Origin of the sequence: Filibacter tadaridae, assembly GCF_900609045.1 — a bacterium.
GTDB classification, from domain to species: domain Bacteria; phylum Bacillota; class Bacilli; order Bacillales_A; family Planococcaceae; genus Sporosarcina; species Sporosarcina tadaridae.
Genome location: NZ_UXAV01000041.1, coordinates 30,074 through 51,236, shown reverse-complemented (window position 1 = coordinate 51,236; position 21,163 = coordinate 30,074). Strand labels below are relative to the sequence as shown.

19 protein-coding genes and 1 other annotated feature are annotated in these 21,163 nt (G+C 40.9%); of the genes, 15 read left to right on the top strand and 4 right to left on the bottom strand.

The genetic code is table 11. The features are described 5' to 3' along the window. The first annotated feature begins 42 nt into the window (after positions 1 to 42). The 13 genes from FILTAD_RS08785 to corA all read left to right on the top strand — a co-directional run bounded on the left by FILTAD_RS08785 (position 43) and on the right by corA (position 14,180). Positions 43 to 1,155 carry a mandelate racemase/muconate lactonizing enzyme family protein gene (locus tag FILTAD_RS08785; protein WP_124070376.1) on the top strand — a complete coding sequence of 371 codons (1,113 nt, stop codon included), beginning with the start codon at positions 43 to 45 and terminating at the stop codon, positions 1,153 to 1,155. Beyond that, complete coding sequence (locus FILTAD_RS08780) at positions 1,152 to 1,835, top strand: GNAT family N-acetyltransferase (RefSeq protein WP_124070197.1); 684 nt, start codon at positions 1,152 to 1,154, stop codon at positions 1,833 to 1,835. Before FILTAD_RS08785 ends, FILTAD_RS08780 begins: the two co-directional genes overlap by 4 nt. Before the next feature lie 286 nt (positions 1,836 to 2,121). Further along, positions 2,122 to 3,813 (top strand): methyl-accepting chemotaxis protein, encoded by a 1,692-nt coding sequence (locus FILTAD_RS08775; RefSeq protein ID WP_124070196.1) that lies wholly within the window; start codon positions 2,122 to 2,124, stop codon positions 3,811 to 3,813. A 164-nt stretch (positions 3,814 to 3,977) separates the two neighbouring features. Then, a complete protein-coding gene (gene helD, locus FILTAD_RS08770; RefSeq protein WP_124070195.1) occupies positions 3,978 to 6,194 on the top strand; it encodes an RNA polymerase recycling motor HelD in 2,217 nt (738 codons plus the stop codon). Between the two features lie 416 nt (positions 6,195 to 6,610). Next, positions 6,611 to 7,765, top strand: coding sequence for a saccharopine dehydrogenase family protein (locus tag FILTAD_RS08765; protein ID WP_124070374.1), 1,155 nt, complete (start codon positions 6,611 to 6,613; stop codon positions 7,763 to 7,765). A gap of 113 nt (positions 7,766 to 7,878) precedes the next feature. Next, positions 7,879 to 8,565 (top strand): Crp/Fnr family transcriptional regulator, encoded by a 687-nt coding sequence (locus FILTAD_RS08760; protein ID WP_238988198.1) that lies wholly within the window; start codon positions 7,879 to 7,881, stop codon positions 8,563 to 8,565. Positions 8,566 to 8,898: 333 nt separating this feature from the next. Then, positions 8,899 to 9,048, top strand: coding sequence for a cytochrome c oxidase subunit 2A (locus tag FILTAD_RS08755; protein WP_124070194.1), 150 nt, complete (start codon positions 8,899 to 8,901; stop codon positions 9,046 to 9,048). A 12-nt stretch (positions 9,049 to 9,060) separates the two neighbouring features. Next, positions 9,061 to 9,528, top strand: a complete 468-nt coding sequence (locus FILTAD_RS08750; protein ID WP_124070192.1) for a cytochrome c oxidase subunit II — start codon at positions 9,061 to 9,063, stop codon at positions 9,526 to 9,528. 14 nt (positions 9,529 to 9,542) lie between these two features. Beyond that, positions 9,543 to 11,222 (top strand): cbb3-type cytochrome c oxidase subunit I, encoded by a 1,680-nt coding sequence (locus FILTAD_RS08745; RefSeq protein ID WP_124070189.1) that lies wholly within the window; start codon positions 9,543 to 9,545, stop codon positions 11,220 to 11,222. Positions 11,223 to 11,319: 97 nt separating this feature from the next. Continuing rightward, positions 11,320 to 11,952: an SCO family protein gene (locus FILTAD_RS08740; protein WP_124070187.1), complete on the top strand. Its 633-nt coding sequence runs from the start codon at positions 11,320 to 11,322 to the stop codon at positions 11,950 to 11,952. Beyond that, positions 11,949 to 12,506, top strand: a complete 558-nt coding sequence (locus FILTAD_RS08735; protein WP_124070185.1) for a hypothetical protein — start codon at positions 11,949 to 11,951, stop codon at positions 12,504 to 12,506. Before FILTAD_RS08740 ends, FILTAD_RS08735 begins: the two co-directional genes overlap by 4 nt. 75 nt (positions 12,507 to 12,581) lie before the next feature. Beyond that, a complete protein-coding gene (locus FILTAD_RS08730; protein WP_160117589.1) occupies positions 12,582 to 12,998 on the top strand; it encodes a YmaF family protein in 417 nt (138 codons plus the stop codon). A 219-nt stretch (positions 12,999 to 13,217) separates the two neighbouring features. Then, a complete protein-coding gene (gene corA, locus FILTAD_RS08725; RefSeq protein WP_124070181.1) occupies positions 13,218 to 14,180 on the top strand; it encodes a magnesium/cobalt transporter CorA in 963 nt (320 codons plus the stop codon). Positions 14,181 to 14,252: 72 nt separating this feature from the next. Here the strand turns inward: corA and thpR are convergent, their stop codons facing one another. Then, positions 14,253 to 14,777, bottom strand: a complete 525-nt coding sequence (gene thpR, locus FILTAD_RS08720; protein ID WP_282432580.1) for an RNA 2',3'-cyclic phosphodiesterase — start codon at positions 14,775 to 14,777, stop codon at positions 14,253 to 14,255. A 180-nt stretch (positions 14,778 to 14,957) separates the two neighbouring features. On the opposite strand from thpR, the gene FILTAD_RS08715 reads away from it, so the two are divergent. Continuing rightward, entirely contained in the window at positions 14,958 to 15,770 is an 813-nt protein-coding gene (locus FILTAD_RS08715) for an HAD family hydrolase (protein ID WP_124070176.1), read from the top strand. Between the two features lie 11 nt (positions 15,771 to 15,781). On the opposite strand, the gene serA is transcribed toward FILTAD_RS08715, so the two are convergent. Continuing rightward, the gene (serA, locus tag FILTAD_RS08710) at positions 15,782 to 17,368 is read right to left on the bottom strand and encodes a phosphoglycerate dehydrogenase (protein ID WP_124070174.1); all 1,587 of its coding nucleotides are present in this window, start codon (positions 17,366 to 17,368) and stop codon (positions 15,782 to 15,784) included. Beyond that, positions 17,369 to 18,529 (bottom strand): pyridoxal-phosphate-dependent aminotransferase family protein, encoded by a 1,161-nt coding sequence (locus FILTAD_RS08705; protein ID WP_124070173.1) that lies wholly within the window; start codon positions 18,527 to 18,529, stop codon positions 17,369 to 17,371. A gap of 55 nt (positions 18,530 to 18,584) precedes the next feature. Continuing rightward, positions 18,585 to 18,812: a binding site (T-box leader), on the bottom strand. Positions 18,813 to 18,988: 176 nt separating this feature from the next. On the opposite strand from FILTAD_RS08705, the gene FILTAD_RS08700 reads away from it, so the two are divergent. Further along, complete coding sequence (locus FILTAD_RS08700; protein WP_415579283.1) at positions 18,989 to 19,945, top strand: RpnC/YadD family protein; 957 nt, start codon at positions 18,989 to 18,991, stop codon at positions 19,943 to 19,945. 414 nt (positions 19,946 to 20,359) lie between these two features. Here FILTAD_RS08700 and FILTAD_RS08695 read toward each other — a convergent pair whose 3' ends face one another. Further along, positions 20,360 to 20,704 carry a DUF5412 domain-containing protein gene (locus FILTAD_RS08695; protein WP_160117594.1) on the bottom strand — a complete coding sequence of 115 codons (345 nt, stop codon included), beginning with the start codon at positions 20,702 to 20,704 and terminating at the stop codon, positions 20,360 to 20,362. Positions 20,705 to 21,163: the final 459 nt, after the last annotated feature.

Here is a 21,163-nt window from a genome sequence, read left to right as displayed (position 1 = left end):
ACAATGGAAAACAGAAAGTTACAATAGAAAAGGATGTTTTCGATGAAAATCACTGAAATTGAAATTTATGCTATCCATTTACCGCTACATGAACCATTTGTAATCAGCTATGCGACGTACGATTATATGCCTTCCATTATTGTGAAGCTCACAACAGACACCGGAGTTGTAGGATATGGGGAAAGTGTTGCGGATGATCATGTCACAGGCGAAAGCTGGGGGGGAACGTTCCAGGTATTGAAAAATACGTTAGCTCCGAAACTTATTGGGGAAGATCCAAAAAATATGGAACGGATTCATCATATAATGGATGCGGCCATTTACGGCGTTCCAACAGCAAAAGCTGCAATCGATATTGCCTGTTTCGATGTTGTGGGTAAAAGTTTAGGGATCCCCGTTTATGATCTTCTTGGCGGAAAGTATCATGAAGCATTTCCAATTACACATGTACTCAGCATTGCTTCTCCTGGAGAGATGGCAAAGGAAGCAGAAGAAAAAGTAGTGGGTGGTTATCGCTCCATGAAGATGAAAGTCGGTACTTGTGTTGCAGATGACGTAAAACGAATTCAAGCGGTCCGAAATCGTGTTGGTGAAGACATTGCCATACGTGTCGATGTGAACCAAGGATGGAAAACGAGTGCCAATACATTACAAGGACTTCAAAAGCTGGAAAACTGTTCACTAGATTGGCTGGAGCAACCAGTTCTTGCGGATGATTTCGATGGTATGGTTGAAGTGAAATCTAAATCAGCAGTACCCGTTATGATTGACGAAGGATTACGAGGGATGCGTGATATGAGGGAAATCATAGCGAAACGCGCTGCCGATAAAGTGAATATTAAATTGATGAAGTGCGGAGGTATTTACCCAGCTATGAAACTTGCGGTCATGGCGGAAATGGCTGGGATTGAATGTCAAATCGGCTCAATGGTCGAATCTTCCATTGGTTCAGCTGCCGGGTTCCACGTCGCTTTTTCAAAGAAGATAATTACAAGTGTCGAACTGACAGGCCCATTGAAGTTCAGTAAAGATGTCGGTAATTTACAGTATGACGTTCCGTTTATCCGTTTAACAAATAAACCGGGACTGGGCATCGAAATTGATGAGCAAGTACTTCAAGAGTTAACGCAGTTCTCTGAGAAGGTAATCGGATGAATCAGTCCTACCGATTGAAAAATGGCGAAGAAATAACTATTAAACGACTTACAGCAAGTCATCTTGAAGAAATTCAAGCGTTGCAACGAAAAGTCATTGGGGCATTAACGATAACGTCATTTTTACAACCTTTAACGACAGAAGAATTCTTGATTATTTTAAATGGGAAAGGGCTTCTAATCGGGGCCTATTCAAATGGACAACTCATTGCATTCCGCGCCATGTTAGCACCTGAATTGGATGAGGAACATTTAGGAAGAGATGCAGGACTTGCGATAAATGAATGGCCGCTGGTTTTATATTCTGAAATAACGAATGTAGACCCTGATTTTCAAGGTAACGGCCTGCAATTATTACTTGGAAAAGTAATTATGGATGAAGTGGATGAAAAGCGTTACCCTTATATCTGCGCAACCGTTGCCCCTTTTAATATAGCAAGTTTAAAAGATAAATTTGCACTTGGCTTTCAGATTGTATCGCTAAAAATGAAATATGGTGATTTACTACGGTATACAATGTTGAAGGATTTCAAACGACCAATAGCACATCAACATTTTCGTGAAAGCCAAATGGTGTTGATGGAAAATACTGACGAGCAACAGCATTATTTTGATGCAAAGTGGATTGGAACTGCTATAAAAAAAGACGAAGATCAGTGGTTCGTACAGTTCCAGAAATAATACGTATTGTGCATCCGGCCCCATATATATACGGGGACGGATTTTTTTGATTGGTACTTTTAATCCGGTGCCAAAGAAGGGCACCGAGTGTGGGTTATGCACCAGTGAGGCGCCTTCAGGGGCGGGAGGCATCCCCAAGCGCCGCAGCGTGTTCAATGAAACACTTCATTTCAACATACATAGGAAACAATAACCACCCATTACTATTTATTAATTCTCACAAATATACTACTTTAGTCTCTTAGTCTATAATTATAGAAGACTATGATATACGAGGGGGATTATCATGAAGTTTACTGTAGGGAAAAAATTATGGACCGGTTTTCTAGCGGTTCTTCTATTATTGATAGTAGTGGGGATTTCGGGGTTTTGGTCTCTTTCTAAAATGAATGATGAATATCGTTTTCTTATAGATGATCGGATTCAGAAAGTGATTGTATTGGAAGAACTTTCATCCACACAATACCAAATCGTTAGCAATGTTCGTGGCTTTTTGCTGTTCAAGAAAATTTCTTATCTTAAAAACCGTGGAGAATTAAGTGACACCTTTGAAGAGCAGTGGTCTACATTAGACAAGATTGTTAAAAGTAAAAATGCCCGTGAGCTACTTAATGAAGTAAAAGATGCACGTAAAAGTTATAGTGAAACAATTGACATGGCAGTCGAAGAGTTCAATAGCGCTAACGATGAAAAAGCACTTAATCTAGCATCCGACGCTGCTATCTATCAGAGTACGATTGAAGAAAGCGTTGCTAAACTGATACAACATCAAGAGGAAGAAATGAAAAAGACGGAAAAAGACTTGGTAGATTTACTGGCTAATACACGTATGTTTATTAGCGTTTTAACCGGGATTGCTATTATTTTAAGCATCATTATTGCGCGTATTATTAGTAGAAGCATTGCACGTCCTGTTGGGAAATTGACATCGGCATTGTCGGAAATTGCTGAAGGCAATTTTGCGATTGAGCCGGTGCGCATTCGCAATAAAGATGAGATTGGTGACATGGCATCCGCATTTAATGGCATGACAGCAGATTTGCGTGGCATTATTAAAAGAGCCAATGAATCGGCTGTCCAGCTTGCTGTTCAAGCGGAAGAATTGTCGGCAAGTTCGGAAGAGAGTCTGGCAGCTTCAGAAATGGTTGCTGAAATAACGGAGCAAAACCTTGCGGGAAGTGAGTCGCAAGTAACAATCGTCGGCGAAACAGCTAGCGCAATTGAAGAAATGGTAACGGGAATTGACCAGGTTACAGAAGGCAACAGAGCTATGCTACATTCGTCAGAAGAGGTCAATCGCCTTGTTGAAGAAGGTGCGTCACTTATGGGAAATGTAACAACTCAAATGAAAATTATCAATTCTACAATTGGACAATCGGCGGGAATCATGGGTAAGATGGCCGATCATTCGGGAGAAATCCGAAACGTAACAAAACTGATAACAGCCATTGCCGAGCAGACAAACTTGCTAGCGCTCAACGCCGCAATTGAAGCAGCACGTGCGGGTGAGCATGGTAAAGGATTTGCAGTAGTAGCTGATGAAGTGCGAAATCTCGCTGAGCAATCGAAGCATTCGGCGATAGAAATCGGTCAAATGATTGATGAAATGACTGAAAACGTTGAACTGGCTGTATCCAGTACCAAAGAGGGAAATCAGAGAGTTGAAGAAGGTCTTTCCATAACAACGCAGACAAGTGATGTATTTGATCGGATCGAATATGCAGCTACAGATGTGGGCAATAAAATTGGAACGGTCTCTGCGGCAATCGAACAAATCCGCTTGATGACGGAGAGCGTAGCAACTGGGGCATTGAACGTCCAAGAATTAGCGCAGCAATCATCAGAGCAAGCGCAATCGACAAGTGCTGCAACAGAAGAGCAACTTGCCGCAAATGAAGAGATATCAGCCAGCTCACTTGTGCTTGCTGAACTTGCTGAAAAACTACAAACAGATATGGGCCAATTTAAAATAGAATAATGCCTAGAAAGAAAAAGCTGGTTGCATATGTGCAATCGGCTTTTTCTTTCTTTCAATTTTTGAATAGTTGTTGCTACCTTATTTTCAGAGTGTTAAGATAGTGTTCCGTCTCCGACACGCTAACTACCAAAATACCGCAAATACACAAAATGGAGGTCCTGTACATGCAGAAGCATCCTGATTTTGAGTTGGAATTGCAGCGCCTTGACTATACGAAAAAATACATGCAACAGTTATTAGAGGAATCACAACGTGACGTGAAATCCTCTCAAGAGAAAATACGGCATTCGATGGCGGATCTGGATTATCTCGATTCCAGTTTAAGTTACATTAATATCTTAACGAATACACGTTTTTTTGAAATGGCCCGTTCTCAAAAAGAGGGGTTGGAAGCGATTCGGCAGAAGCCATACTTTGCACGTATTCATTTTCAAAAGGAAGAAGAAGCAGATGAATTACTTTATATAGGAAAGACATCTTTATTCCACAGGGAAACGCAAGAGCCAATCATCGTGGATTGGCGTTCTCCCGTTGCGAATGTTTATTATGATGGAAGGCTAGGAGATTTATCTTATCAAGTACGAGAAGAGGAATTCAAAGGGCATTTGTTTTCAAAACGCCAATTTCAGATTGAAGAAGGAGAACTTCTCGGAATACGAGATGTTGACCTGACGACAAATGATGAGCTTCTTCAAGAGGCATTGTCTGGAAAAGCAGATGTCCGGTTAACTGAAATAGTGTCTACTATTCAAGCGGAGCAAAATACGATCATCCGCGCGAATTTGAAACAGCCTATTATTGTACAAGGTGCCGCTGGAAGTGGGAAAACGACAATAGCCCTTCATAGAATTTCTTATTTCCTTTACACAATGGGGGAACATTTCCCGGCAGAAAAACTGATGATCCTAGCTCCGAGTAAGTTGTTTATGGATTATATTGCGGATGTCCTTCCGGAGCTTGGTGTAGGACGTATTTGCCAGACAACGTATGCCGAGCATGTATTGAACGCTACCGGATTGAAGTTGAAACTGACCGATTCGAACGCGAAGTTGGAGATGTTAGTAGGAGCTGACATAGTTAACGAGGATGTACTCTTTATTGCGCGCATGAAAGGTTCACTTGATTACCGAGAAATCATGCAGCGTTATGTACACAAGTTGGAGCAGGATACAGCCGCACTGTTTGAAGATATCTATATTGAAAAGTACCGGGTGGTAAAAGGCTCCAAGCTGAAAAAGCTGTTCTTGGAAGAGTTTTCATATATGCCGGTGGAAAAGCGCCTTGAACGTATCAAAATCATTTTACAAAGTGAAGTGAAACGTAAACGAACGAAGATCATGACGACGCTGACAGCCAAATATGATGAAGTACTCGATAAGGCGTTATATGGCATTAGAGATGATGAAAAAAGGAAAGCGAAACTGACACGGATACTAGATGAGCGCGATGAACGGCTTCCTGCCATTGAAAAAGAGGGAAAAAAAACGACGGCAACCTATATGCGGAGGTTCAAAAAGTTTAACGTGAAAAAGCTATATAGGGATTGGCTGACTGATGGTCAACTGCAAAAAGAGCTTACCTATCAATGGACTGAGCAAGAACGGAGCACCTTTTTTGCGGCGCATGTGAAAGAAGTATGGGAAGTGGAGGATTTGGCGGCACTCTACTATTTATATACAAAGTTGAAAGGCATAGCGAATGAATGGAAAATGCGTGTTGTCTTTATCGACGAAGTGCAAGACTACAGCGAATTTCAATTGGCGGCTTTGCAAGATGGCCTTGAAACAGATATGTTCACAATGGTAGGAGATCTTGCACAAGGGATCCACAGTTATCGCGCATTAACTTCATGGGAACCGATAAAGGCGTTATTTCCAAGGGCGACATACACAACCTTACAGAAAAGTTATCGTACAACAATTGAAATCATGAATCTTGCAAATCAAGTTCTTGCGCAAATGGACGAGGACTTGCCCCTTGTGGAACCTGTCGTACGTCACGGCATAGATCCGGGACACTACGACATGCCAGCACTTGATTGTCGCAAAGTGAAAGGAATTTACGACGGAATTATTGCGCGGGGACACCGTTCAGTCGCGTTAATCTGCAAAACGGAAGCAGAGGCGAACAAGTTGTACGCAGACTTATCCAATGAGTTGGCTGTTCAATTAGTTGGCGAACAGTCCGACATCACTGAGCATTGCTTACTTATCGTGCCAAGTTATTTGGCGAAAGGATTGGAATTCGATGCGGTTCTGGTTGCAGCATTTGACGAGCCGTTCCGTGACCATCCAATCGACCGAAAACTGCTTTATGTGGCAATGACAAGACCCATGCATGAACTACATATTCTATCAAACTTGGACGGGATGCTAGTGTGAATTACTTGTGTGCGTATATATGTTGAAATAAGGACCTTCCTTGAATTCAATGCAGGGCTATAATTGCCTACGCCCACTTAATATAGATTTTCATCTCAACTGTATTATTTAAAAAGCGTTTCTACCTTCCTATATGGACGTGTTGAAGTGCTTTTTTTAATTCTATATGAACTTCAAAAAATGCTTTGGAACTAAATCGCTAGAAAAGTAAGTGGATGCATAGAGTAATCTATATAGGTTGAATAAAAGATTCCATTCAAGGCTACTTCGGCGCTTAGAGCATGGCACAGGCTAACCCCTTAAAAGGCGTTTCCACCGGTTTCCTAGTGGATTCTTGCAATCAACATATCTAGTAGAAGTTTGGATCGTTATTTTCTTTTTTCAAAAAAAACGATGAAAGGCTGGGAATGATTACTATTCATGTAGTGGTGTTAGGAACTGGGATGATTGGTACAACGGTGGTTAGTGAAGTTTCTAAGTTTGAAAGTGTAGATAGGATAACAGCTGTCGACGTGAAACAGGAAAATGTAGATAAGTGTTTGGAAATCGCAAATAGCCGGAAAGTACAAGGTAGAGTGGCTTCATTTGCCACTGAGGAAGATATTGCGCTCGTGTTAAAAGATGCTGATATAGCAGTTGCGTGCCTGCCACATTCTTTAAGCATGGTCGCCAGTAAAGCCGCCATAATTTCGAAATGCAATTTAGTAGACCTGGTTGGGTCAAAGTTTAATGAAAAGTTTGAATTACATAAAGACGCACAAGATGCAGGCATTACTATTGTGCCAGGATGTGGGGTTGCGCCGGGCATAACGAACTTCTTAGCTGCACAGGGAATTGAAATGCTGGACGAAGCTGAAAATGCGGTCATGATATGTGGGGGGATTCCAAGATATCCTGTTCCACCATTATGGTATCAAGTTGTCTTCCGACTTGAAAGCGTACTAGGTTTGTACACAAAACCCGCCCTTGCAGTTGAGAATGGAAAGTTGGTCGAGCTAGCTGCATTTTCTGGATTGGAAAAGGTTGTATTTGATGAGCCGATAGGTGCTTGTGAAGCGGTCATAACGGATGCACATAGTACAGCTTTCACCTTAAAGGATAAAGTGAAAAACCTTTATGAAAAAACAATTCGATATCCCGGTCACTGGGAAAAAATGAACGTGTTAAATGAGTTAGGTTTTCTGACAAACGAACCGCTTGAGATTAACGGGTCACTAACAACTCCCCGCGCGATTGCAGAAAAAGTACTTGCCAAAAAAATGATTGGTCTCTCAGCTGAAGACATTACGGTAGTCAGAGTAGAAGTGAGTGGAATTAAAGACGGGAAACCCAAAAAGCATACATGGGAACTGATCGACTTGGCGGAACAAAATTTTACAATCACCTCGATGGTAAAAACAACAGCGATTCCCGCGGCGTTAATCACCAAATGGATTGCGATGGGAAGGGTAACAGAAACGGGTGTCGTTCCTATCGAAAACATAATGGTTAAAGAGCGCTTCCAACCATTCGTAGACGAGTTGAAAGAATCAGGTATCCATATCGAATATAAAGAAGAAACAACGCCGTAAATTAGAACTTTTTTCTAGCCAAGTTTCATAAAGTGGTATGGTATAATACGAGTGTTACTGCATTGATCAGGGATAAGGAGAATTCTATCTATCTTGAAAATGGAGGAATTTTAATGGACCAAGTTCGGGAATTAATGAGGGGTGTAAAGCTTTTTAAAGATTTGTCTGATGAAGAACTAACACCTTTTCTTACTATAATTAGAAGGAATCGATTCGCTGATAAGAATATGATTTTCATGCATGACGCACCGATTACTCATGTATACTTTGTCGCTTCTGGGAAAGTGAAGGTGTTTCGAAATGACTTTGCTGGCAAGGAGCAAATCATTTGTGTGAAACAAAAAAATGATATGTTTCCGCATGTCGGTTTTTTTCGACAAGGTAATTATCCCGCACATGCTCAAGCTATTGAAGATACAATCCTTTTTTCGATATCCATTCGTGATTTTGAAGAAGTGCTTATTGCGAATCCTCACCTGTCTATTAAATTATTTCGCGTACTTGGCGACCAGATTGTTGATCTACAACAGAGACTTGAGGAAATGGCTTTACGGAGCACGAATGAACGAATTCTGCTGTTACTACTTCGTTTAAGTGAAACGCATTGTAGTGAGAATAAAGAGGGCTGGAATAAAGTAAACACCCATTTTACAAATATGGATCTTGCCAATATGATTGGAACGACAAGGGAATCGGTTAATCGAATGATATCCCTTCTTAAAAAGGAAGATGCCGTTAAATTGATTGATGGCAAGTATTTCATTCATCCAAATAGGGTTAGAGATAAATTATATAAATGAAAAGTGAAAACTGTCCGATGAATCTGCATGCTAAATGTGGATTTCATCGGACAGTTTTTTTGTATTGCTTTTCGGGGCTGAACAGGTGCCCTCGCTTTTCTTATTGTCTAGCTCGGGCGCTTAGCTTCTTGAGTCACTTCAGGATTGAAAGTAATGGCAAAGGACGCCATGACTTTCAATCCCTACAGTGCACTTCGGAGCTGACCAAGCTCCCTCGCTTTTCTTTATTCACGGTTTTGTCTTAATTGGGGATGGATATGTGATTTATATCACATTTGTGAGAACTGTTATCAATTAAGATGTAGGAAAGAGAGAAACGGGAGGTGATTACAGATGAAAGCCTCAAAAGTTCACACCGAAGAAAAGCTGGATGCAGACAATGAGTATTCAGTGAAAGGGACCATGTTTTCTGTTGGAGTAGTCGGTGCAGTCATTCTTATTTTCTGGGTCGGACTCTTCGCGTTATATATGTATCGAGTATAGGGAGGGATAGATATGAAGTTTAGTAAACATGAAGAAATATGGCTCACCATAAGCGTGGGCATGTTAGTCCTATTCATGGTCATTGTCGGTTATCAAACATTTGCGCTAGGTATGGGGCCGCCGAGTAATAAAGAAACATTGGATCCGCAAAAGGTAGATCAAACGGCTCCTTTCGATAATCCAGGCGTGTTTGAAGTCGGTCCGAATGAATATGAAGTTGTTATGGTTTTACAAGTTTTCAGCTTCACGCCGAACAACATCGAAATTCCAAAAGGCGCTACGGTCCATTTCACAATGACTTCTAAAGATGTTGTACATGGTTTTCAAGTTGCGGGTACGAATTTGAATGCAATGGTTATGCCGGGATACATTCAAAAAATCACGCAAAAGTTTGATAAGCCGGGCGAGTATTTGGTGCTGTGCAATGAATATTGCGGTGCTGGGCACCAAATGATGAGTACAACAATTACCGTTAAATGAAGGAGGGGAGAACAATGAGTACAGCAACATCAAAATCATTAAAGGAAAAAGCCAATCAAGTAATGGGAGTGAATCTTAAAGATGCAAAACTAGCGAAGTCTTACATGGCAGTCGCATTTATCGCTTTGTTACTTGGTGGGATTTTGGGATTACTTCAAGGATTTGAGCGGGCGGGACTTATCCAATTGCCGTACTGGTTTAATTACTATCAAGTTCTGACAGCGCACGGTTTGTTACTCGTAGTTGTATTAACAGCATTCTTTACAATTGGTTACTTTTACGCTGGTCTTTCTCATTGCTTGGGTGGATTATTGCCCAAAGTAAGGAAGATGGCGTGGATTGGATTTTGGATGAAGATTGTTGGTTTAGTCATTGCCATTATTCCAGTTTTACTGAATAAGGCATCAGTTATGTATACATTTTATCCGCCACTTGCAGCCGCACCTTCGTTTTACATCGGTTTGGCGCTCATTGTACTGGGCATATGGGTTTGTGCATTTGGTGCATTTATAAACGTTGCGAGTTGGAGAAAAGTGAATAAAGGGAAACACTTACCTATTTTCGCCTTCTTTGCAACTGCAGTCTTCATCTTATTATTCTTCGGCAGTATTGGTGTAACAATCGAAGTGCTCATTCTAATTGCTTGGTCATTCGGTTGGATTCCAACGGTGAATGTCATGGTTAGTCGTACATTGTTTTGGGCATTCGGTCATACGCTTGTGAACATTTGGTATTTAACGGCCGTTTCCGCGTGGTATGTAGTTGTCCCTAAAATTATTGGTGGCAGGCGTTTCAGTGATGCGTTGACACGTATCGTAATCATTCTGTTGGTTATTATGAACATTCCAGGAGGGTTTCATCACCAAATCGTCGACCCCGGAATGTCTCAAGCTTTGAAGTTTCTACATGTGTTCATGAGTTTATCAATCTCTTTTCCTTCTTTAATGACGGCGTTTGCCATGTTTTATGTATTTGAACGAACAGGTAGAAAGCTAGGAGGCAAAGGGCTATTCGGATGGCTCAGAAAGTTACCATGGGGAGATGTGCGATTTTTAGCGCCAATGATTGCTATGATTGCATTCATTCCTGCTGGAGCCGGTGGTATTGCACAAACAACGAACCAATTGAATCAAGTAGTCCATAATACAATGTGGGTGGTCGGTCATTTCCATTTAACAGTCGGTACCTCAGTAATTTTAACGTTCTTTGGTATTAGCTATTGGTTAATTCCTCATATTTCAAACCGTGTACTGACACCAAGGATGAATAAAGTAGGGGTTATCCAGACAATCATCTGGACGATAGGTATGCTTTTCATGTCGGGTTCGATGCATGCAGTAGGCTTGCTCGGCTCTCCACGAAGAACTTCCTATTCGACATATGGTGATAACGCTACTGCATTGGGATGGGACCCCTACCTAATTTTCGTTGCAGTTGGTGGAACGTTCCTAATCATCGGAGTTCTTATCCAAGTATTTGCGGTTTTCCATATGATGTTCTTTGCACCGAAAGGCGTAACGGAATTCCCGATTGCGGACCCTGAAGTGCCGGTAGAAAAAACACCTATGTGGACGGAACGTTGGGGACTTTGGATTGTCATCATGTTAGTGGTTATTTCAATGGGATATGTCATTCCGTTGGTTGAACTCATCGTCAACGCGCCTCCAGGTTCACCTCCATTCAAAACATGGTGATGGCTATTCTGGTTAAAAGAGATAGCCTGGTGGAATGGCTATCTCTTTCTTTAGTTAGTATCACTTCAAAATTGTGTAGGTTTGGGGAGTGAGGTATATGAATCGATACTCGAACATGGCAATTGGAATCGTGCTTCTATTTGGCCTGACACTGTTTTACATGGGTACGGATGGTTTTCGTGCATTTACTGCTGAAACTGCCCGAGTCAATAATCTCATTGAAGAGAAACCAACTTTTCCTAACGTAACTTTTCAGGACAGTAAGGAACGAGCGTATTCAATCGATGAATTCAAGGGTAAGTATGTATTGGTTACATTCATCTATGCATCCTGTACAACAATGTGCATTGAATTGGAGATGAATACAGCTGAAATCGTTGAACAGATTCCCGCAGACTATATGGGGAAAGAGATTGTCTTTCTAAGTGTAAGTTTTGATCCGAAAAGAGATACGCCTGCCGTATTGGACCAGTACCGGCAAATTTTCGATAGTGATGGCGAAACATGGAGAATGGCTAGAATCGAGGACCAAAATAAGTTGGATTCCTTATTGAAGAAGTTCGGCGTTATCGTCATTCCAGACGATTATGGGAACTTTACACATAATGCTGCATTCTATTTAATCGATAAAACCGGCACACTTATTGAGGTGTTGGATTATAAAAAGAGCGATGAGGCAGCAAAAAAGATAGTGAAAATCCTGGATACTGAAGCGAGGGGCAATCTATGAAACAGGCACGTTTTGGTCTACTCCTCTTTTTATTTTTACTCATTCCTCCTGTCGCTCATTTACTGGAATCTATAATGATTATTCACATGCATATGCAGATGCCGTTACTCGTTATCGCTGGATTTTTGATGGCACCTTTTTTTCAAAAACGTTTTCCGCGTCTTTTTGAAAACTGGAATCACGCAGGAATACCGGGGATTCTTTTAGTTACAATTGTTTGGTTGTATTGGATGATTCCACGAACAATGGATGATGCGTTGACTGTACAAAGTGTAGAAGCCTTCAAATTTTTTAGTTTGCCATTTTTAGTAGGCGTTCCATTACGGGATAGTTGGAAGAAGATAGGACTTACAGTGAAGAAGATTATTTTCATTGGTTTCACGATTCTCTTTTTCGGGATGGGAATCTTGTATATTAAAGTGCCGGTCCAGTTATGCAATAATTATTTACTCATTGAACAAATTACGCTGGGCTGGGGGTTTGTGACGATGGCAATATGTATCGTCATTTACTTATGGTATTTCGTTTTCATGGATCATTCAAAATATGAATAACCAACCCTCGTTTGGTAACTGACTTGATAACTGATGCATACGTTAGAAAGCAGTCTAAACAAAGGAGTTGGAAAAGTGCAGGACGATTATATGAAAACGCCGTTTGACGAAATGGATCTCGATTATTTTCAAAAGCCTGAAATACCCGGATTGCATGCGGGTTCTATGAGTGAAGCACAAAAGTCGAAAGACCATTACAAAAAAGACGGTCATACGCATGGCCATCTTGGTGCTACAACCTGTCAAGATGGGCATGTTCATATGCATCCCGGTGTAACGAGTACTCCTATTGAGAATGAGCAAGGCCATTTTCATCACATGAAGGGTAATACGTCATTTGATGATGGACATATTCACCAATATGAAACGTATACGAGTCTTCCTATCCAATTGCCAGGTGGTTATCATACCCATTATGTTGAAATCAGTACCACCGAAGATGATGGGCATATCCATGTGATTAAAGGTTTTACGCAACCTTCAAAGAGCTAAAATGTATGATGCCAGGCACCCATGCGATCATTTAATTGCGTGAGTGCCTGGCATATTTTTTTAGAGATGAAGAAAGCGTTAACTACTGTCAATGAAATCAGAAATGTAGGGTATAGATGGAAGACATACTGAAAAGAATCGGTATTAAGGACAAGTGTGCACCTTATAGGAAGATATTATAAAAAAGCGTATTTTCCGGGTGGGAAAGAAGGGTGGATTATGATTCAGACGATAGGTCTTACAAGTGATGATGAACTAATCTTTGATTTCCCGTTGGATGAAATTAAGGGACTTGCTTTACAATGGTACTGGGTGGATTTTAATCAGCCGGATAACAACGAAGAATCGAAGTTGCAGTCATTTTTTAATTTCCATCCACTTGCAATAGAAGACTGTCTGCATCGGTTACAACGACCGAAGTTGGATTACTATGATACATATGCTTTTTTTGTTTTGCATTCCATTCGGCATGATAGTTTAACGGCTGAAGAACTGAATCTTTTCTTAGGTGAAAATTACATTGTGACGTTTCACTATGATGAAATTGAGGAGCTGGCGGACGCACGGGAAGCGATTAAAAGAGATTCGAAAAAGTGGCCACGTGGACATGTATTCAAGGCCTATCAAATCATTGATAAAGTAGTCGACCATTACTTTCCGATTCTATACAAAATTGAAGACCAATTAGATGAAATAGAGGACGAATTGTCACCTTCAACCGTACATTTGTCGATGGATTACGTTTTTGAAGTCCGCAGTGATCTTTTGCGTTTGCGGCGAACTATATTTCCGATGAGGGAACTGTTATATAAAATGCTTCACTCGCAACAATTGGTTCTTTTAACTGAGGAACGCAAGTATTTCACGGACATTTATGATCATTTGTTAAGACTGGGTGAAATGATTGAAGCAAACCGGGAACTGACAGCTGATATTCGGGATAGCCAATTGTCCATAAATTCAAATCGGATGAACAGTATCATGATGATGTTGACAATTGTTTCCTCTATCTTTATTCCCTTGACGTTCATAGCGGGCGTATATGGCATGAATTTTGATCGTATGCCCGAACTTCATTGGCGATTCGGCTATCCAATCGTGCTAGGTGCGATGTTCATAACGGGGTTATTGATGATACTGTGGTTCAAATACAGGGGATGGCTTCGAATGTTTAAATCATGATTTGGAAAGTTTGATAACAATACAAAAATGAAAAAACCATTGCAATGCCAAACCGGCCATTGCGATGGTTTTTTAGGTCAATAAGAATGTCTCGACCGCTTCGTATTTTGGTGTTTTGTCTAGATGCACAGTGAAAAGTGAAAATGCTTCTACCGGTATTTCGATAGGAATTATTTTTTCTTTTTGGATATTCAGGACGTCTTTGGTCTTCCTCTTTTTTGCGATTGTAATATGCGGGACAAATCGGTCTGAGACGGGCATCGAAAGTTGTTGTGTAATCTCATTTTTAATTGCCAATTGTAGGGTCGTCAATTCCACAGAATGCCCAACAGTCAAATAGACGACTCGCGGTCCGGACGATGGACCAAAGTAGGAAATGCCGTCTACTAGTAATGAAAAGGTCGAATGCGTTTCAGCAACTTTCTTAAAGGCCTCTTTGAGCGGTAAAAGATTATCCGCTGATATGCCGCCCAAGTAGAATAATGTTATATGCAAATCCCCAATATGGGGAAGCACTTTATAGAAATCGTTCAAGTTATACTTTTCTCTAACCAGTTCTACCTGAACTTTGATATGCGATGGTATTTTAATGCCGATGAAATAATGCTGCTGTATTGTGATCCACTCCTTTTTACAAACTAATTATTATCTGAAGTGTAACCCATTACGTACAAGTCAAACAGCAATCCGGTCTAAAATGTGTCCTTGATAAATGCTATTGCATATGCTGGGCGTTTTTCATTCGTGTATACTAAAGCGAAAAGGGGATGTGGGTTTATGATAAACACGATCATTTTCGATTTGGACGATACGTTACTATGGGATAAAAAAAGTGTCGTCACTGCGTTTAAAACGACTTGTGAATATGCTGCAAACAGCTATACTCTTAATCCAGCCGAACTTGAAAAAGCTGTCAGGACAGTTGCAAGGGAGCTTTACGCTACATATGAAACATATGAATTCACACAACAGATTGGCATTAATCCTTTTGAAGGGCTGTGGGGCAGATTCGACGATGAAGGGGAGTTATTTGGGAAGCTGGCGGAGATTGTTCCAACTTATCGCCGCGATTCCTGGACAAGTGGGCTTATGCGTATGGGAATCGATGATCCTGAACTTGGACGCACGTTAGCAGAATTGTTTCCAACAGAGCGAAAAAAGCATCCATTCATTTACGAAGAAACATTCCATGTACTGGACGGGTTAAAAGGTAACTATAAACTTGTGCTTTTAACAAATGGTTCACCAAGTCTACAATATACAAAACTAGGGCTAACACCCGAAATTGCACCCTACTTCAATCATATCGTCATTTCGGGAGCATTCGGAAGAGGGAAGCCTAATCCGACAATATTTGAACACGTACTTGCGCAAAGCAATATAACCGCAGATAAAGCAATCATGGTAGGCGATAATTTGATGACGGATATTTTAGGATCTTCACGAGTTGGCATGAAATCTGTCTGGATTAATCGGGAGAAGAAAGAACGAAATACTGAAGTAGTTCCAACATATGAAATCGATACTCTTGAAAAACTATCTCCAATTCTTCAGGAATTAGCTCGGAAAAAAGCGCTCAAGATTAATTGAGCGCAACCACCTTAAAGATCAATTACCTCCACATCGTAAATATCGGAAAGCTCTTTCAACCGTGTCACTTCGGTATGTTCCACATGATTATCCACCTTCAATAGCATAATGGCATCCCCACCCGCGGCTGATCTACCCACTTGCATCGTCGCAATATTGATGTGTTCGTCGGCAAGTAACGTTCCAACGCGTCCGATTGCACCAGGTTGATCTAAATGTTTGATAAATAGTAAGTGCCCTTCAGGGACGATATCAACTACATAATTATCTATCTTTACAATGCGCGGCCCCAATCCGTTAAGCAAGGTTCCCGCCACACGTTTCGTTCCTTTTGCAGTGGCGACTTCCACTGTAATCATATTCAAGAAGCCTTTTGTCGTTGTTGTTTTGTGTTCATTTATCTTAATCCCGAAACGGTCCGCCAGCAATTTTGCATTGACATCATTGACATGTGTGCCAAGGTTTCGCTTTAACAACCCTTTTACGGTATTGCGTGTTAACGGCCGAACATCAAAGTTCGCCAAATCGCCAGCATAATGAATCGTAATTTCCTCGATTACATCGTTTTGCAAACGTGAAAGGAATACACCAAGTTTTTCCGCCAAATCAAAGAATGGCGCAATCTTTGCCAATACTTCTTTGGAGACGGAGGGTAGGTTTACGGGATTTTGAACGGCTCCTCCATTAAAGAAGTTAACAACGTCAACGCTTACATCGACCGCCACGCTTTCTTGCGCTTCGATTGTGCTTGCTCCCAAATGCGGTGTTGCAATAACTTCAGGAAGTGTTAATAACTTATGGTCGACAAATGGTTCTTCTTCAAATACATCGAGTGCGGCTCCGGCCACTTTCTTCGAAACAATTGCATCATACAAAGCATCCTCATCGATAATACCGCCGCGCGCACAGTTGATAATGCGAACGCCGTCCTTCATCATTTCGAAGGCTTTTTTATTGATCAAGTGCCGCGTTTCTTTCAGTAGGGGCGTATGGACAGTGATGAAATCCGATACTTTCAATACATCTTCAACCGATCCAAAATCGATGCCCAATTTTTTTGCTTTCTCTTCGGTTAAGAATGGATCGTATGCAATAACATTCATGCGCTGTCCTTTTGCGCGGTGTGCGACTTCCGCTCCAATTCTTCCAAGACCGACTATGCCCAACGTTTTGTTTTTTAACTCGACGCCGATAAATGATTTACGGTCCCATTGCTGGTTTTTCAATGAATTGAAAGCTTGTGGAATCTTTCTTGCAAGCGACATGAGCATAGCCATTGTGTGTTCAGCGGCTGAATTTGTATTCCCATCGGGCGCGTTGACGACGATAATGCCGTGCTCAGTCGCTGCATCCAAATCGATGTTATCTACGCCGACTCCAGCACGCCCAATCATTTTTAAATTCGTTGCTTTTTCGATAAGTTCACGTGTCACTTGCGTTTGGCTTCGAACGAGCAATGCATCAAAGTCGCCGATTTTGGAAACTAACTCTTCCGGTGTATTGGTTGTGTCGATTACAATGTTCAACTCTGCAGACTGTCTTAATGGATAGATTCCTTCTTCACTTAACGGATCACTTATCAATATGTTAAAAGTCATTTATACCAACACCCCTTGGTTTGCATAGATTTGTTGAGCAGCTGAAACACCTTTCCCCAGTTCGATTGCTTTACCGATTTTCATCAAACCGATTTCCATTACACCAATGGTTTGAAGTATATCTGCAGGTGAACAATAACCCATATGTCCAATCCTGAATAGTTTACCGCTCAGCCCTTGTTGACCTCCCGCAACGGTAAGACCGAATTCCTTTTTGAGTATTTTGCGGAATATCTCCGGATCAAAATCTGACGGTTTAACAGCTGTAACTGTTGGAGATGCATCATCATCGCTAGTCAATAAGGGGATATCCAATGCCTTGAAAGCCGCACGTGTCATCCTCATCATCAAGGTATGTCTTTCGTAAACCTGTTCCAGACCTTCCTCCTGAAGTAGATGAAGAACTTGTTCCAATCCAAATAATAAAGACAGTGCAGGTGTAAATGGCGTTGTATCCTTCAGCAAATTGTCGCGATACCTGGCTAAATCCAAATAATAGCGGGAACGCTCGTTTTTCTCGATGATTTTCCATGCACGTTCACTTGCTGCGATGAACGTAAGACCCGGAGGAAGCATGAAGGCTTTCTGGGAACCCGTCACGACTACATCGATTCCCCAATCGTCCATCTTCGTTTCAACGCCACCAACACAAGAGACGCCGTCAACTATAATAAGTGCATTTGAAACTTCACGTACGGCTTTTGCCAAGCCATGTATAGGATTGAGGACCCCTGTCGAAGTCTCACAATAAGTAGAGAAGACAGCCTTAATCTCCGGGTGTGCTTGTAGGTATTGTTTGACTTCAATAGGATTCAACGCTTTACCCCATTCAACATCCAGGCGATGGAATTTGATAGCGTAGGCTTCACAAATCTTCGCGAAGCGATTGCCAAATGCGCCCGTGACGACAACTAATACTTCCTCATCCGGTTGGACAACGTTCACAACGGCAGCTTCCAATCCAGCGGTTCCGCTACCTGCAATAATGGCTATTTCCTGCGCTGTACCAAAAATACGTTGAAGCACAGGTGCAATGTTTCGAAGCATTTGAGATGTTTCTTGTCCTCGGTGCCCAATCATTGGTTGGCTCATGGCGCGCACCACGCTTGGAGGGATAGGGGTCGGACCTGGTATTCTTAACAACTGCTGATCTGGTAACATATAGATTCTCCTCTCATTTTTGAAAATACAAAAAAGCTCTTCGCCCCTTACAAATGTAAGGGGCGAAGAGCTTAATGACTCACGCGGTACCACCCTTTTTTTGTTGTCGATACGCATGACAACCTGGTTAACATGCGTAACGAGCATGCGTCGTATAGGCCTACTAAAAGGTTCAGCCCATCTATTTAGGAGTGCTACTCTATATGGAAATCACTGATTCTCACCAACCATCAGCTCTCTTAAGATTTCATCATGTAGAGTATGTCTCCGTCAAAATAGTTTAAATATTTTTTAATTTAACCAATCATAACAAATAAAATGGCGTTGTCAACTATTAATCTTGGAAATATATAATCGAAGTAGAATGCTTGTTCCTTATCAGATTTTTTGCTATACTTCATAATATAGATTAATACAACTTGGCTAGTACAACACTACTTCGAAATAGGGTGTGTTTAGATGGCTGTAATCGCGTGCGTGAAAGAATCACCCGGCCGATATAACTTGGCGACAATCATTCATGAGGAAAAGAAAAAATATATGAATCATGACCAATTGTTTAAAGAACTTATCAACAACTTTTTTGTCGAGTTTCTAGAAGTATTTTTTCCGGAAGTCCATGCAGGTATTGACTTCAAGTCGGTTAAACCATTGTCTGAAGAACTGTTCACGGATTTGATTGCTGGTGAAAACCGGCGGGTGGATATTGTGATTGAAGCGAAATTGAGAGGGAAAGACACGCTAATCATTATTCATGTGGAGCCGCAAAGTTCTTATCAAAAAGACTTTCACCAACGAATGTATCATTATTTTAGTCTGCTTTATAATAAGTATAGAATACCTATTTTGCCAATTGCTGTTTTTAGTTATGAGGAAAAGCATACAGAGCACAATCAGTTTACTATCGAATTTCCTTTCTTTCATGTGTTAACATTCAATTTTTTGATGTTAGAATTGAAAAAAATGAACTGGCGGGACTATTTGCAATCAGATAACCCCGTAGCGGCCGCATTGTTGGGTAAAATGGGTTACCGTGAAGAGGAAAAAGTGCAAGTGAAAATGGAGTTTTTGCGCATGATGCTGAAGATGGAACTTAACCCGGCTCGTGCACGATTCATCAATGATTTTTTTGAACAATACTTGAAGCTCGATGAAAAGGAGGAGAAGGAACTCATGCGAGAAATTAGCCAATTGGAAAATGCAGAAGAGTTCACAAAGCTGCCGAATTCTTGGGAAGAAAGGGGCATTCGAAAAGGAATAGAACAAGGAATAGAACAAGGGATAGAGCAAGGGATAGAAGAAGGTAAAAAAGAGGTTGTACTTGAAATGTTAAAAGAGGGTTCGCCAATTGATTTTATTGCTAAAGTAACTCACTTGGATAAAGAAGTGATTGAAAAGTTAAAAAGGTTGAACTAGTGCAGTCGATATTGATTTTTAGGGCTACCAAAACGGGATAAGAAGCTGTAAAAAAGAGTGCCGAGTCATCGCGATTGGCACTCTTTTTTTGTAGGCAGCACGATAGATAGCCGATCCATACGCAGAAATAGGTCTCTTCTGTAGATTCCTGTAATGATTCCTTCATATTTTCATCTCTAATGCTTTTGGCCGGTTAGATATATGGAAGCGTGTATTCATGGCCATAAGAATGTGCCACTTCTGGCATACTTTTTATCAGTAATGCTCACAAAACTTACCACCTGTTGCCACAACATTTACTGTAGAGGAGTACTTTAAAATAATATGGGATAAAAAAGCCTAATTCCTCTTTCATTTTAAGAGGAATTAGGCTTTTGATCTACAACAATCGTGCCCAGTTAATTGAACAAGGAATTATTGATTTCTAAAATCAAACTTGTCATTTGGTACGTCTAGTGAATGCCCACTAATCACTACCGTGTCACTATCAATCCACTTGATATCCGCATTATCTTCCTTGGAATTCCAGTAAACATTTTTGGCTTTTTTTCTTTTTTGATTAAAGACTAACTCGCCCCGAATCGTATACGACGTTGTAGCACCTCCGTCAGCGACGTATGCTTTTAAAGTGTAATTTCCATCTGGAGAAGTCTCTTCTGCAAGATAGTCTCCTGTTGGTAATCTGTTCATATCGAAGAACGCCCAATAAACGCCATAACCAATCAGTCCAACAAAAAGTAAACCGACTGCACCAAACATTATCAAAATGTTTTTGTAAATCTTCTTTTTTTCTTTGTTTCTCTCTGCTTCTGCTTTAGTTCTCACAAAAATGCCCCCCTATCCGATAAAGTGGCCCGTTTGCGGTAGACTATTCCTATTAACGAGTAATCAAATTAGTTCAACAAGTATAACATTTGTAGTTCGAAATACGTATAACCTTTTAATTTTAATCATCCAGAATGTGTAAGATGATAATCGCCTGTCATTTACTGGCCTATTCCTTGTCGTTTAGTGTTGAAAAGTATGTCAACGTTGGTATATTTCCGTGGTAGTAATCAAGCGTGCTATGAAAACATCACTTCATCCATCTAATCGAATAATCTAAGAAGATTAAGGGAAAGACTTTATAAAGAATGAACGGATTCCTAAACAAATACAAGGGGCGAATCTAGATATGTTGAATTAATTAATCTGTATGAAAACTAGCGGGAGGCATCC